This window comes from Micromonospora sp. WMMD1102 (genome assembly GCF_029626265.1).
Lineage (GTDB): Bacteria > Actinomycetota > Actinomycetes > Mycobacteriales > Micromonosporaceae > Plantactinospora.
Genome location: NZ_JARUBN010000001.1, coordinates 8,561,170 through 8,574,546, shown reverse-complemented (window position 1 = coordinate 8,574,546; position 13,377 = coordinate 8,561,170). Strand labels below are relative to the sequence as shown.

General features: G+C 72.5%; 13 protein-coding genes. 8 read left to right on the top strand and 5 right to left on the bottom strand.

Annotated elements, in window-relative coordinates; all coding sequences use genetic code 11:
- Positions 1 to 4 precede the first annotated feature (4 nt).
- The 3 genes from O7626_RS39055 to rsmA are packed head-to-tail and all read right to left on the bottom strand — an operon-like array spanning position 5 to position 2,450.
- Complete coding sequence (locus O7626_RS39055) at positions 5 to 961, bottom strand: 4-(cytidine 5'-diphospho)-2-C-methyl-D-erythritol kinase (RefSeq protein ID WP_278065931.1); 957 nt, start codon at positions 959 to 961, stop codon at positions 5 to 7.
- On the bottom strand, positions 958 to 1,545 hold the full coding sequence (locus O7626_RS39050; protein WP_278065930.1) for a Uma2 family endonuclease: 588 nt from the start codon (positions 1,543 to 1,545) through the stop codon (positions 958 to 960). Before O7626_RS39050 ends, O7626_RS39055 begins: the two co-directional genes overlap by 4 nt.
- A 32-nt stretch (positions 1,546 to 1,577) precedes the next feature.
- Positions 1,578 to 2,450, bottom strand: coding sequence for a 16S rRNA (adenine(1518)-N(6)/adenine(1519)-N(6))-dimethyltransferase RsmA (gene rsmA, locus O7626_RS39045; protein ID WP_278065929.1), 873 nt, complete (start codon positions 2,448 to 2,450; stop codon positions 1,578 to 1,580).
- Positions 2,451 to 2,623: 173 nt separating this feature from the next.
- Between rsmA and O7626_RS39040 the strand changes: the two genes are divergently transcribed.
- A complete protein-coding gene (locus O7626_RS39040) occupies positions 2,624 to 2,845 on the top strand; it encodes a hypothetical protein (RefSeq protein ID WP_278065928.1) in 222 nt (73 codons plus the stop codon).
- A gap of 67 nt (positions 2,846 to 2,912) precedes the next feature.
- Here O7626_RS39040 and O7626_RS39035 read toward each other — a convergent pair whose 3' ends face one another.
- Both O7626_RS39035 and O7626_RS39030 read right to left on the bottom strand, forming a co-directional pair.
- Positions 2,913 to 4,106: an ABC transporter ATP-binding protein gene (locus tag O7626_RS39035; protein WP_278065927.1), complete on the bottom strand. Its 1,194-nt coding sequence runs from the start codon at positions 4,104 to 4,106 to the stop codon at positions 2,913 to 2,915.
- Positions 4,093 to 5,127 (bottom strand): ABC transporter ATP-binding protein, encoded by a 1,035-nt coding sequence (locus O7626_RS39030; RefSeq protein ID WP_278065926.1) that lies wholly within the window; start codon positions 5,125 to 5,127, stop codon positions 4,093 to 4,095. Before O7626_RS39030 ends, O7626_RS39035 begins: the two co-directional genes overlap by 14 nt.
- A gap of 216 nt (positions 5,128 to 5,343) precedes the next feature.
- On the opposite strand from O7626_RS39030, the gene O7626_RS39025 reads away from it, so the two are divergent.
- The 7 genes from O7626_RS39025 (at position 5,344) to O7626_RS38995 (ending at position 13,374) form a co-directional block, all read left to right on the top strand.
- Positions 5,344 to 6,549, top strand: a complete 1,206-nt coding sequence (locus tag O7626_RS39025; protein WP_278065925.1) for a membrane dipeptidase — start codon at positions 5,344 to 5,346, stop codon at positions 6,547 to 6,549.
- The gene (locus O7626_RS39020) at positions 6,549 to 8,162 is read left to right on the top strand and encodes an ABC transporter substrate-binding protein (protein WP_278065924.1); all 1,614 of its coding nucleotides are present in this window, start codon (positions 6,549 to 6,551) and stop codon (positions 8,160 to 8,162) included. The genes O7626_RS39025 and O7626_RS39020 overlap by 1 nt, the downstream gene beginning before the upstream one ends.
- Before the next feature lie 81 nt (positions 8,163 to 8,243).
- Positions 8,244 to 9,209 carry an ABC transporter permease gene (locus O7626_RS39015; protein ID WP_278065923.1) on the top strand — a complete coding sequence of 322 codons (966 nt, stop codon included), beginning with the start codon at positions 8,244 to 8,246 and terminating at the stop codon, positions 9,207 to 9,209.
- Positions 9,206 to 10,144 (top strand): ABC transporter permease, encoded by a 939-nt coding sequence (locus O7626_RS39010; protein WP_278065922.1) that lies wholly within the window; start codon positions 9,206 to 9,208, stop codon positions 10,142 to 10,144. The genes O7626_RS39015 and O7626_RS39010 overlap by 4 nt, the downstream gene beginning before the upstream one ends.
- Positions 10,145 to 10,151: 7 nt before the next feature.
- Positions 10,152 to 11,318: a Xaa-Pro peptidase family protein gene (locus tag O7626_RS39005; protein WP_278065921.1), complete on the top strand. Its 1,167-nt coding sequence runs from the start codon at positions 10,152 to 10,154 to the stop codon at positions 11,316 to 11,318.
- A 2-nt stretch (positions 11,319 to 11,320) separates the two neighbouring features.
- Positions 11,321 to 12,202 carry an alpha/beta hydrolase gene (locus O7626_RS39000; RefSeq protein WP_278065920.1) on the top strand — a complete coding sequence of 294 codons (882 nt, stop codon included), beginning with the start codon at positions 11,321 to 11,323 and terminating at the stop codon, positions 12,200 to 12,202.
- On the top strand, positions 12,199 to 13,374 hold the full coding sequence (locus O7626_RS38995) for an Lrp/AsnC family transcriptional regulator (protein ID WP_278065919.1): 1,176 nt from the start codon (positions 12,199 to 12,201) through the stop codon (positions 13,372 to 13,374). The genes O7626_RS39000 and O7626_RS38995 overlap by 4 nt, the downstream gene beginning before the upstream one ends.
- The last annotated feature ends 3 nt before the right edge of the window (positions 13,375 to 13,377 follow it).

Genomic DNA, 13,377 nt, shown 5'->3' with positions numbered 1-13,377 from the left:
CCGGTCAGCCGACCCGTGCGCCGGGGACCGGCCCGTACGCCGTGCGGACCTCCCGGCACAGTTCGGAGGCGGCCAACTCGGCGGCGATCCGCTCGGCGTGCCCGCCGTCGGTGGCCAGGAAGACACAGGTCGGGCCGGAGCCGGAGACGATCCCGGCGAGCGCCCCGGCCGCCTCGCCGGCCTTCAGCGTCTCGGCCAGCGCCGGGCGCAGCGAGAGCGAGGCGGCCTGGAGGTCGTTGCCGAGTGCCCGGCCGAGCCGGGCCGGATCCCGGCCGCGCAGGGCGGCGAGCAGTGCGTCGGCGTTGCGCAGCGGCGGCGGGGCGGCCTGCTCGGCGCGCAGCCGGTCGAGTTCGGCGTAGGCGGCCGGGGTGGAGAGGCCGCTGTCGGCGATCGCCACCACCCAGTGCCAGGTGACCGGGCGGGCCAGGATCGGGCTGACCGTCTCGCCGTGGCCGGTCCCGAGCGCGGTGCCGCCGTACACCAGGAACGGGACGTCGGAGCCGAGCCCGGCGGCGATCCCGGCGAGGTCGTCGCGGCTCAGGTCGGTGCCCCAGAGCGCGTCGCAGGCGACAAGTGCGGCGGCGGCGTCGGCGCTGCCGCCGGCCAGGCCACCGGCGAGCGGGATCTGCTTGCGCAGGTGCAGCCGGGCGTGTGCCGGCACCCCGGCGTGCGCGGCCAGCGCCCTGGCCGCCCGGATCACCAGGTTGGACTCGTCCAGGGCCAGCTCGCCGGCGCCCTCGCCCTCCATGGTGAGGGTGAGGGTGTCACCGCGCCGGGCGGTCAGCTCGTCGTGGATCGAGATCGCCTGGTAGACGGTGTTCAGCTCGTGGTAGCCGTCCGGGCGCAGCGGCCCGACCCCGAGATGAAGGTTGATCTTCGCTGGTACCCGTACCCGGACCGGGCCGGCCATCCTCCGGCGCGGACGCTCGTCGTCCTCGTCCGGCCGCCACGCCTCGGTCATGCAGCGATGTCCCGGACCCGTAGCCGGGCCTCGAACGGCTTGGCCAGCGCCAGCTCGTCGGCCGACTCGGCCACCAGCTCGTACCGGTCGCCGACCAGGTCGTACGCGTACACGTGCACCGGGTCCTGCTCCACCCGCCAGTAGTGCGGGATGCCGGCGGCGGCGTAGTCGGCCGGCTTCTCCAGCCGGTCCCGACGCCGCGTCCCCGGCGAGACCACCTCGACCACGAGTACGACGTCCTCGGCCGGGGCGTAGTGACTGCCGTAGCGCAGCGTCTCGGCCCGGAGCAGCAGCACGTCCGGTTCGAGGGTCTGCTTCGACCCGACCAGAACGCCGGTGGCGGCGCTCGGCTCGAACTCGCGCGGTGCGTGGTCCTCGAACCAGCGCCACAACCGGTGACTGATTTTCTGGTGCCCGAAGGTGGGGGACGGAACCACGATGATCACTCCATCGCGCAGCTCGACGCGGGGGGCGTCGTCGGGGAGGGCCAGGATGTCCTCGACGGTGTGGTTCGCCAGCCGCTGCCGGACCGGGTCGGGTGACCAGGGCCGCCGGGACGCGGGATCGACGGGCTCGGCCGTCACGCCGACCACCTCCTACCAGACACGCCGTCAGCCTACTCGGCGGCCGGGGTGGTCACCGGGGCCGACGCGGCGATCGCGGCGAACTGCGCGACGGTCAGCGCCTCGCCCCGGGCGCCGGGATCGACCCCGGCCGCGACCAGCACCGCCGCCGCCCCGTCCGGGCCGCCGGCCCAGCCGGCCAGCGCGGCCCGCAGGGTCTTGCGGCGCTGCGCGAACGCCGCGTCGACCACCGCGAAGACCTGTCGGCGGGGTACGTCGGGTCGGGGCGGTTCGCGTCGGGTGAAGGCGACCAGCCCGGAGTCGACGTTCGGCACCGGCCAGAAGACGTTCGGCGGCACCCGGCCGGCGGGGCGGGCGTCGGCGTACCAGGCGAGTTTCACCGACGGCACGCCGTAGGTGCGCGACCCCGGGCCGGCGACCAGTCGGTCGGCCACCTCCTTCTGCACCATCACCAGGCCGTGCCGCAGGCCGGGCAGTTCGGCGAGCAGGTGCAGCACCACCGGCACGGCGACGTTGTAGGGCAGGTTCGCCACCAGCGCGGTCGGTGCCGGATCGAGGTCGGCGGCGGTGGTCCGCAGCGCGTCGGCGTGCTGCACGGTCAGCCGGGCCGCGCCGTCCGGGCCGGCGTGCCGGGCGACCGTCTCCGGCAGTGCCCCGGCCAGCACCTGGTCGAGTTCGACCGCGTGCACGTGCCCGGCCGCCGACAGCAGTCCCAGGGTGAGCGAGCCGAGTCCCGGCCCGACCTCCAGCGCCACGTCGTCCGGGGTCAGCCCGGCGGCGGCGACGATCCGGCGCACCGTGTTCGGGTCGTGCACGAAGTTCTGGCCGAGCCTCTTGGTCGGCGTCACCCCGAGCCGGGCGGCGAGTTCCCGGATCTCCGCCGGTCCGAGCAGGTCTGCGGCCATGCTGCGACAGCCTACGGCGCCCCCGCCCACCACCCCGCACACCCCACCCGCCGCCACTACCGAGCCCGCCGCCACCCCACCCGCCGCCACCGCGCCGGGCGGGCCGCTCGACCTGGACACCCGGCGCGCAGGCGGTCGCCGGGCTGGACGCGATCGGCGCCAACCTGGGCGGGTTGCTGAGGCTCGGCGGGACGATCGACTTCGACCGGGTCTTCTGCCTCACCGCCGGTGACCTCGCGTTGCTGAGCATCGCGTTCCGGATCACCGGGGCCAGCGGGCCGGACGGGGTGCCCACCGACCTGACGGGCACCACCTGCGAGCTGGTACGCCGTCAGCCGGACGGCGCCTGGAAGTACGTCATCGACCATCCGTTCGCCGGCCCGGCCCGCACCTGAGGCACCCGTGCGGTACGCGCGCCGGTGACCGGAGGGAACGAACTCGGACCCGCCGCCTCCGGCGGTGCTACCGGGTACCGGCGAAGTGGCAGGCGGCGACCCGTTCGCCGGCCGGGCCTGCGGTGTCGCCGGCCGGGACGAGCAGTGCCGGTGTCTGCTGGGCGCAGACGTCCTGGGCGATCGGGCAGCGGGTGTGGAAGCGGCAGCCGGACGGCGGGTCGACCGGGCTGGGCGGGTCGCCGGCCAGCGCGATCCGCTCGCGACCCCGTTCGCGCGGGTGGCGTACCGGCACCGAGCCGAGCAGGGCCCGGGTGTACGGGTGGGCCGGGTCCTGGTAGACGGTGCCGGACGGGCCGAGTTCGGCGAGCCGGCCGAGGTACATCACCGCGACCCGGTGCGAGACGTGCCGGACCACCCCGAGGTCGTGCGCGATGAAGACCAGGGCGATGCCGAGCCGCTGCTGCAACTCGGCGAGCAGGTTCACCACCTGGGCCTGCACCGAGACGTCGAGGGCGGAGACCGGCTCGTCGCAGACCACCACCCGAGGCTCGGTGGCCAGCGCCCGGGCGATGCCGATCCGCTGCCGCTGCCCGCCGGAGAACTCGTGCGGGAACCGGCGCATCATGTCCGGGGCCAGCCCGACCATCTCGAGCAGTTCGGCGACCCGGTCCCGGCGGGCCGCCGCGCCCCGGGCGAGTCTGTGCACGTCGAGCGGTTCGGCGACGACGTCCAGGATCGGCATCCTCGGGTTGAGCGAGGTGACCGGATCCTGGAAGACCATCTGCACCGCCCGGCGCAGTTCGCGGCGGCGGCTGCCCCGGGCGGAGCCGACGTCGAGTCCGGCGTAGCGGACCCGGCCGGCGTCCGGGCGTTCCAGCCCGACCAGCAGCCGGGCCAGGGTGGACTTGCCGCAGCCCGACTCGCCGACGACTCCGAGGGTCTCGCCGGCCGCCACGCTCAGGTCAACCCCGTCCACGGCGTGCACCCGGGCGCCGCCGCCGAGGCCGCGTCCGGCCCGGTAGCTCTTGCGGACCCCGGTGGCGACCAGCAGCGGCTCGCGGCCGGCAGCCGGCATGCCGGCGGTGGCCGGGCCGGCTGCGGTCAACGGGCTGGCGGTGTCCGGGCCGGCCGCGGTCAGCGGACCGGCGGTGTCCGGGCCGGCGGAGGCGGAGAGGACGGTCGGCATCCCGGCGCCGGGGCTGGACCCGGCCGGGCCGGAGGAGGCTTGGCCGGGCCCGGCCGGGTGGTCAGACGGGGGCATCGACGGCCTCCTCGGCGTGGTGGCAGGCGGCGGTCCTGCCGGGTACGGCGAGCGGCCGCCGCCGTGGGCGGGTCACCGTGCACTCGTCGGTGGCCCGGTCGCAGCGCGGGTGGAAGGCGCAGCCGCTCGGCAGTGCCAGCAGGTTCGGCGGGCTGCCCGGGATCGGCCGCAGCCGGTCGCCGGGCTGGGCCAGGTCGGGTACGGAGCGCAGCAGCGCCGCCGTGTACGGGTGGGCCGGCCCGTCGAGTACCTCGGCCACGGTGCCGGTCTCGACGATCCGGCCGGCGTACATCACGGCGACCCGGTCGGCGATCTCGGCGGCGACCCCGAGGTCGTGGGTGATCAGCAGGACGCCCATCCCGAGTTCGGTGCGCAGCCGGTCGACCAGTTGCAGGATCTGTGCCTGCACCGTCACGTCCAGCGCGGTGGTCGGCTCGTCGGCGATCAGCAGTCGGGGGCCGAGCGCGACCGCCATGGCGATCAGGATCCGTTGCCGCATCCCGCCGGAGAACTGGTGCGGATAGTCGCGTACCCGGCGGTCCGGGGCCGGGATGCCGACCAGCCGGAGCAGTTCGGCGGCCTCGGCCCGGGCGGCCCGGCGGGAGAGTCCGCGGTGGATCCGGAACACCTCGCCGAGCTGGTCGCCGATCGACAGCACCGGGTTGAGCGCGGAGAGCGCGTCCTGGAAGACCAGCGCCATTGTCGCGCCGCGCAGTTTCCGGACCTGTTCGGGGTGGGCGCCGGTCAGGTCGTGCCCGGCGACCGCGGTCTGCGCGGAGCGCACCGTCACCCCGCCGGTGTCGAACAGTCCCATCACGGCGCGGGCGGTGACGGACTTGCCGGAGCCGGACTCGCCGAGCAGCACCAGCACCTCGCCGGCGGCGATGTCGAGGTCGACCCCGCGGACCGCCGGGACGGTGCCGCGCCGGCCGGTGAAGGTGACGTCGAGGTCCCGGACCCGCAGTGCGGCCGGCAGGTCGGCATCGGCTGACCGCTCTGTGCCTGTTACCCCGCTGGTCACTACACCTCCCGAATTTCCGTGTTGTTTCCCGCCGTAACGATTTCTGTCACCCAGCCCGTGATCTGCGCCGGAGTTGGCCAACATGTTGACACGTTGCGCCTGATCCTGGCAATCTCTGCTCCCACATCGCCGACATTCCACACCCACATCAGGTCACGGCGCCGAATTTCACCACGCGCCGCCGACCGTGGGACCCGACCCGAAGGAGGGAGCGGCGTGCTCGACCCGGCCCCGCGCTACACCGGTTACACGTCCTACAGCTACCTGGAGGCAGGCACCGACTACCGGGAGTTCAAGCTGGCCCCGGAGATCGGCCGGGTGCCGGCGTACTCGGGCCGCTCGCTGACCGACGCGCAGCGAGACCGGGTCCGCCGGCTGCTCGCCGACAACGTCGTGATCTCGCTGCACGACCACCCGTCGGTCTTCCCGGCCGAGATCGGCCAGACCGTCGACTACAACCGGACCGCGCGGCACCACACCGGGTACGCCGGACTGGCCCGCTCCGGCATGACCGCCGTCTTCGACAACATGATGGACGGCACCTGCTGCGTGACCAGCCAGATGGGCTGGAAGTGGACCGACGTCGTCGCCGACCTCGGGATGCGGCTGTCCGACCTGGCCCACCAGGACTACCTGATCCGGGTGGAGAGGCTCGCCGACATCCACGACGCGCACGAGACCGGCCGGATGGGGCTGGTACTCGCCACCGAGGCGGCCACGATGATCGAGAACGAGCTGGACCGGATCGACATGCTCTACGGCTTCGGGGTCCGGCAGATGGGCATCGCCTACAGCGAGGCGAACACCCTGGGCAGCGGGCTCAAGGAGCGCAACGACGGCGGCCTGACCTACTTCGGCGAGAAGGCCGTACGCCGGATGAACAAGCTCGGCATCGCCATCGACGTGTCGCACTCCGGGGACCGTACCTCGCTCGACGTGATCGCGGCCTCCACCAAACCGATCTTCATCACGCACGCCGGATCGCGTACCGTCTGGCCGACCAACCGGATGAAGCCGGACGAGGTGATCCGGGCCTGCGCGGAGCGCGGTGGGGTGCTCGGCCTGGAGGCCGCACCGCACACCACGCTCTCGCCGGCCCACCCCGAGCACAGCATCGAGTCGGTGATGGACCACTTCGTGCACTGCGTCGACCTGGTCGGCATCGACCACGTCGCGTTCGGCCCGGACACCCTCTTCGGCGACCACGTCGGCCTGCACGACACCTTCGCCGCACACCTGAGCATCGCCGAGGCACACGGCCACGTCGAGCACCCCCGGGTGCCCTACGTGGACGGGCTGGAAAACCCGGCCGAGTGCTACTGGAACATCGTCTCCTGGCTGGTCGACCACGACTACTCGGACGACGAGATCGGCAAGGTCCTGGGGGGCAACATCATGCGCGTCCTTGAGGAGGTCTGGTGATGCGTACATTCCGGCGCGCCCTCGCCGTGGCGGCGGGCACGCTCTCGATAGGGCTGGCGGCTGCGGCCTGCTCGCCCAGCAACCCGGACAGCCAGGCCGGCGGCGGCAACGGCGGCCCGGCGGACCGGATCACGATCGGCACCACCGCCGACGTGCTCAATTACAACCCGCTGGTCGGCAACAGCCGCACCGACACCTGGGTGACCAACCTGATGTACCCCCGGATGATGAGCATGGGGATGGACGGGGTGCGCTCGCCGTACCTGGCCAGCAAGTGGGAGTACCTCGACGGCGGGCGGAAGGCGAAGTTCACCCTCCGGGACGACTTCACCTGGAGCGACGGGGAGAAGGTGACCGCCGAGGACGTGGCGTTCACCATCGACGCCGTCGCCAAGGAGAAGATCGGCGTGGTGGCCGGGCTGATCTCGTCGTACCAGAAGTCCACGGTGATCTCGCCGACGGAGATCGAGTTCCAGCTCTCCCAGCCGGACGGGACGTTCCTGGAGAACGTCGGTTTCTGGATGCCGGTCGTTCCGGAGCACGTGTTCGGCAAGGTCGGCAGCGTGCAGAAGTTCGCGAACGACTCCGACTGGGTCTCGGCCGGGCCGTACAAGCTGACCACAGTGGAGCGTGGCCAGCGGTACGTGCTGGAGCGGATGGAGAACTTCCCGCTGGTCGAGGGCGGCCCGAAGACGAAGGAAGTCGTGTTCCGGGTCTTCCCGGACGTCAACACCGAGGCGCTGGCGCTGCGCAACGGCGACGTCGACCTGATCGCCAACGCGCTGCCGCCGCCGCTGGCCAAGACCCTCGAAGGCGACAGCAAGCTGAAGCTGGTCAAGGTGCCGTCGCTGGGCTGGGCGCACATGCAGTACAACACCACCCGCAAGCCGCTGGACAGGCTGGAGGTACGCCAGGCGCTCGCCGCCGCCGTCGACTACGAGGCGATCCGCCGGGTGGCGTTGCAGGGCAAGGCGGTCTCGTCGAACTCCTCGGTGCTGACCCCGACGCTGAAGCAGTGGCAGGACCCGACCGCCAAGGAGTACGCGCACGACCCGGCGAAGGCGAAGTCGCTGCTCACCGGGGCGGGCTTCAAAGACGGCAACGGTGACGGGCTCTTCGACGGGCTCAGCCTGCGGATGATCTACGACCAGGCCGACCCGAACATCTCCAAGTGGGCCCAGCTGGTCCGGGACTCCGGCAAGGAGGCCGGGATCGAGATCAAGCTGGAGGGCCTGGAGCGGAACACGTACGTGGAGAAGTACACCGCCCGGGACTACGACATCTACGCCGGCTCCTGGGCGATCATGGAGAACCCGCCGGCCAACCTGGCGCTGGCGTTCAAGTGCAAGGGCTTCATCAACTACGCCAACGCCTGCGACCCGGAGCTGGACGCCCTGATCGACCAGGCCCGGACCCAGCTGGACCAGGCCGGCCAGAAGGGCCCGATCCAGCAGGCCGCGAAGATCATCACCGACAAGGTGTACGACAACGTGCTCTACGTCGAGGAGTTCACGATCGCGCACTCGGCACAGTGGTCCAACTTCCTGGTCCAGCCGAGCGAGCTGCTCTCCATCGTCAACCCCGTCTCGATCGCCCAAGCAACAAAGAGCTAACCAAGTGCAAGGAAGGGCCCCCGCTACAGCAGAAAGCGATAACGGGGGGCCCTTCCTTACACCTCAGCTTGAGGAGGAGACGTGGCTGCTGGTGCGCGGTTCGTCACCCGCCGCCTGCTGCGCGGCGTACTGACCATGTGGTTCGCGGTGACCGTGACGTTCTTCCTGTTGCGGCTGCTGCCCGGCGACCCGGCCCTGGCGGTGGCGGACCCGGGGATGACCGAGGAACTGCGGGCCGAACTGCTCCGCGACTACGGCCTGGACCGGCCGCTGGCGGTGCAGTACTGGGAGTACCTGACCCAGCTGCTGCACGGCAACCTCGGGGTGTCGTTCCGGCAGAACCAGCCGGTGCGGGACATCCTGCTGGAACGGCTGCCCTGGACCCTGCTGCTGGCCGGTTCCGCGCTGCTGGTGACGGTGGCCCTGGGCATCCCGCTCGGGGTGCTCGCCGCCACCCGGGCCCGGGGCACCCTGGACCGGCTGATCCAGGTCGGCGGCATCACCGGACAGTCGCTGTTCATCCCGAGCATCGGGGTCTTCCTGCTCTACGTCTTCGGGGTGGTCTTCGGGATCCTGCCGATCGGCGGGGCGATGGACGACGACGTCTACGGGCTGGCCGCGTACGGCAGCATCGCACTGCACCTGGTGCTGCCCTGCCTGTCGCTGGTGCTGGTGCAGCTCGGCTCGTACGTGCTGACCCTGCGCAGCACCCTGATCGACGCGCTCGGCGAGGACTACTGCACGCTGGCCCGGGCCAAGGGGCTGCCGAACCGGAAGGTGGTCTGGCGGCACGCGCTGCGCAACGCGCTGCTGCCGACCACCACACTTGTCGGGCTGCAACTGGGCTTCCTGGTCGGCGGGGCGGTGCTCACCGAGTCGATCTACGCGTACCCGGGGGTCGGCCGGGCCATCTTCGAGGCGGTCGGGCAGCTCGACTTCCCGGTGTTGCAGGGCGCGTTCCTGATGCTCGCCTTCGCGGTGATCGCCGCCAACCTCCTCACCGACCTGGCCTACGGGCTGCTCGACCCGAGGGTGCGTACCGCATGACCGCCGAACTCGTGATGCCGTCGCCGGGCGACACCCCGCCGCCGGCCGCCACCGCCGGCACTCCGGCCACCGGCAGTCCGTCGGCCGGCGGGCTGCCGCCGTCGGAGTCGGTGGCCCGGCAGACCTGGCAGTCGTTCCGGCGCAACCCGCTCGGCCTGGTAAGCGCCGGCATCCTGCTGCTGCTCGGCCTGGTCGCGCTGGCCGCGCCGCTGATCGCCGACTATCCCAGCGGGTACGGCGAGCAGGTGCTGGCCGGCCCCGGTGCCGGGCACTGGTTCGGCACCGACGACCTGGGGCGGGACGTCTTCGCCCAGGTGGTCTGGGGCACCCGGGTCAGCATCGTGGTCGGCCTGGCGGCCAGCCTGCTGGCGATCGTGATCGGGGTACTGGTCGGGGTGCTGGCCGCCTACTTCCGGCCGGCCGACCTGGTCCTCGGGGTGATCGTCGACGTCTCGCTGTCGCTGCCGGTGTTACCGCTGATGATCCTGGTCGCCGCGCTGGCCGGGCCGAGCGTGCCGACCCTGGTGGTGGTGATCGCGGTCTTCAGCTGGCCGGAGGTGGCCCGGGTGGTCCGCTCGCAGGGACTGGCCGTGGTGCCGATGCCGTACGTCTCGGCGGCGCACGTGATCGGCGGCTCGCACCTGTGGGTGATCCGCAAGCACGTACTGCCCGGCGTCGCGCCGGTGGTCGCGGTCTCGGTGGTGCTGACCACCTCCCGGGCGGTGCTGTCCGAGGCCGGGCTCTCCTTCCTCGGCCTCGGCGACCCGAACAGCTGGTCGTGGGGGACGATCCTGCACCAGGCGCAGCGCTCCGGATCGCTCGCCACCGCCTGGTGGACCACGCTCTTCCCGTCGCTGGCCATCCTGCTGCTGGTGGTGGCGACCACCCTGCTCGCCGTGGCGTACAACGACGCCCGCAATCCGAGGACGAGGTGACGAGCCGGTGCGACTGGCCGCTTCCTTCTACGCCACCCTGCACGAGCGGGTCCGGACCGAACTGGACCGGGCCGGGCTGGACGCGCTGCTGCTGGACGATCCGCTCGACATGGCGTACCTGACGGGTTTCGCGCACTTCCCCAACGAGCGCCCGGTCGCCGCCTACCTGGCCCGGGACGGCGCGGTGCTGCTGCTCGTCCCGGACCTGGAGCGGGAGTACGCCGCCGACCAGCGGGCCGCCGCCACCCTGGTGGTCTATCCGGAGTTCCCCGGCGAGCGGAGCCCGTGGGGGGTGCTCCGGGACGCGGTGCCGGTGCCGCCGGTCCGGGCCGGCTACGCCCCGTCCACGGCGGTCGCCCGGGTCGGCGCGCTCGGCGCCGCCTTCCCGGGGACCACCTGGACGTCGACCGACCTGGTCGGGACGCTGCGGCTGCGCAAGACGCCGGAGGAGGTCGCCCTGCACACCGAGGCGGCCCGGATCGCCGACGCGATGCTGGCCGAGGGGGTCCGGCTGGTCGCCGAGGCGGCGGCCGGCGGTGGCGAGCTGCCCACCGAGACCGAGTTGGCCGGGCACGTCACCAGGTACGGCGCCGCGAAGATGTACGCCGAGCACGACGACGTGGTGGTGGTGCCGATGCTCACCGGCGGACTCGTCTACGGCGGCCCGAACTCGGCGCAGCCGCACCGGCTGCCCGGCGCGGACCGGCTGCGACGCGGCGAGCCGTTCATGCTCTCCCTCGGCTGTGCGGTCGGCGGCCGGTTCGTGGAGAGCGAGCGGACCTTCCTGCTCGGCGCGCCGACCGTCGAGCAGCGCCGCTACTACCAGGTGGTCCGGGACGCGCAGCAGGTCGGCACCGAGGCGCTGCGGCCGGGGGTGCGGTGCGTGGACGCGAACCGGGCCTGCCTGGAGGTGGTCCGCCGGGCCGGACTCGGCGAATACCTGCGGCACCGGCAGGGGCACGGGATCGGGCTCGGCTTCCACGAGCCGCCCTGGGTGGCCGACGGCGACGACACGGTGCTGGCGCCCGGCATGGTGCTCTCCAGCGAACCGGGGGTGTACGTCCCCGGCCACGCCGGCTACCGCATCTCGGACACCGTACTGGTGACCGACGACGGGCCGTGCCGGCTCACCAGCTATCCCCGGGACCTCGACGAGATCGTGATCGGAGCGTGAAGATGAGCGGCGGACCGACGAGCGGCGGACCGACGACGGTGGAGATCAACGGCAACCGGCTGAACGTGCTGGTGCTGGGGGACGACGCGCCGGGCAAGCCGGTGATGGTCGTGCACCACGGCGCGCCGGGGCTGGGCTCGATGGCCGAGCCGAGGGTGTCGTTCGCGCCCTTCGCCGACGAGTACCGGGTGGTGGTCTTCGACGCCCGGGGTTCCGGGGCGAGCGAGGGGAACGAGCCGTTCACGCACGAGCAGTGGGCGGCCGACGTGGACGGGCTGCGACAGTGGGCCGGTGCCGAGCGGATCGTGATGGCCGGCGGCTCGTACGGCGGCTTCGTCGCGATGGAGTACGCGATCCGCTATCCGGAGCGGGTGGCCGCGCTGGTGCTCCGGGACACCGCCGCCGACAACGCCAACCAGGAGCTGGCGTTGCGCAACGCGCTCGCCTCGGCCCGGGTGACGATCGACCGGGCGAAGCTGGACCGGATCATGTCGGGGACGGTCCGGGACGAGGCCGACCTGCGGGACTGCTGGGCGGAGATCCTGCCGCTCTACGACCACGACCTGGACTGGGCGCGGGTGCGGGAGCGGGTCGAGCAGACGCCGTACCGGTACGCCACGCACAACTTCGCATTCGCTGTAAACCAGCCTAATTACGACATCAAGGCATTGCTCCCGGGGATCTCCTGCCCGACCCTGGTCACCGTGGGTCGACACGACTGGATCACGCCGGTGGAATGCAGCGAAACCATCGCCGGGCTGATCCCGGATGCGAAACTTGTGGTCTTCGAGCACTCCGGACACTCCCCGCAGTTGGAGGAGGCGGAGCGGTTCCAGCAGGTCGTCCGGGAGTTCCTGGCCGGCGTACCGGCGTACCCGGCATGATCCCGAGCGACAACTACGACCTCGATCCGACCGACCGGCGCATCGTCGCCGCGCTCCAGGTCAACGGCCGGGCGAGCTGGACCGAGATCGCCCAGCTCACCGGCACCTCGGTCACCACCGTGGCCCGCCGGGCGCAGCAGCTCTTCGCCGACGGGCTGGTGAAGGTCGCCGCCGCCCCGCAGCCCGGCGGCGGCCCGGCCGACCTGCTGATCGTGCGGATCCGCTGCGCGGCCGGCAGCCAGCTCGCCGCCGCGCAGGCGCTGGCCGCGATGCCCGAGATCCGCTTCGTCGCCCTGGTCACCGGGGTCTACGACCTGGTCGCCGAGGTACTCGTGCCGAAGGGGACCAGCCTGCACAGCGTGCTGCTCAACGGGTTGCAGAAGATCCCCGGGATCCAGGGCAGCGTCGCCGACCTGGAACTGCACACCTACAAGTCGACCCACGAGTGGTCCCGGCACCTGCTCGGCACCGGAAGCCAGCTCGTCGCCCCGCCACCGGTGCACGACTGCCCGCCGGCACACCTCGACGAGCTGGACGAACGGATCATCGCGGCGCTCCGCGAGGACGGCCGGAACAGCTTCCAGGCGGTGGCCGGCGGGCTCGGGGTCAGCGAGAGCACCGTCCGGCGGCGCTTCGAGTCGCTCTACAACACCGGCTGCGTACAGGTGATCACGCTGGTCCCGGCGGCGGCGCTCGGCTTCGAGGCGGAGATCCTGTTCTGGCTCTCGGTGGCGCCGTCCCGGCTCGACGGGGTGGCCCGGGAGCTGGCCGCGCTGCGCGGCGTCCGGTACGTCGCCGCGACGCTCGGCCAGGAGTCGCTGATGTGCGAGGTGATCCTGCCGACCCACGCCGACGTCTTCGAGTTCACCACCAAGACCCTCGGCGGGATCGACGGCATCCAGGCGTGGACCGCCGGGGTGCAGCTGCTGACCGTCAAGCGCGGCTTCGTGATCACCCCCTGGGCGGCCCGCCGACTCGCCGCCGAGGGCCGTCTGGACGGCGATGACGCGGACGGCGACGGCGCGGGCAGGGCGAGCGGCGAAGGCATCGGCGGGCTCGGTCCGGCCGGCGACGGCTCGGCCGGCGAGCTGGTGCCGGCACAGCCAGGCGCCGGCACCCCGTCGCCCGGCAACGGCCGCCCCACCCGCGCCAGCCGCCGCACACCGGCCTGACCG

What these genes read in the sequence shown, in the direction of transcription:
- O7626_RS39020 (WP_278065924.1), top strand. Translation starts at nt 6,549, where the DNA reads ATGCGTACATTCCGGCGCGCCCTCGCCGTGGCGGCGGGCACGCTCTCG.
- O7626_RS38995 (WP_278065919.1), top strand. Translation starts at nt 12,199, where the DNA reads ATGATCCCGAGCGACAACTACGACCTCGATCCGACCGACCGGCGCATC.
- O7626_RS39000 (WP_278065920.1), top strand. Translation starts at nt 11,321, where the DNA reads ATGAGCGGCGGACCGACGAGCGGCGGACCGACGACGGTGGAGATCAAC.
- rsmA (WP_278065929.1), bottom strand. Translation starts at nt 2,450, where the DNA reads ATGGCCGCAGACCTGCTCGGACCGGCGGAGATCCGGGAACTCGCCGCC.
- O7626_RS39055 (WP_278065931.1), bottom strand. Translation starts at nt 961, where the DNA reads ATGACCGAGGCGTGGCGGCCGGACGAGGACGACGAGCGTCCGCGCCGG.
- O7626_RS39010 (WP_278065922.1), top strand. Translation starts at nt 9,206, where the DNA reads ATGACCGCCGAACTCGTGATGCCGTCGCCGGGCGACACCCCGCCGCCG.
- O7626_RS39035 (WP_278065927.1), bottom strand. Translation starts at nt 4,106, where the DNA reads ATGCCCCCGTCTGACCACCCGGCCGGGCCCGGCCAAGCCTCCTCCGGC.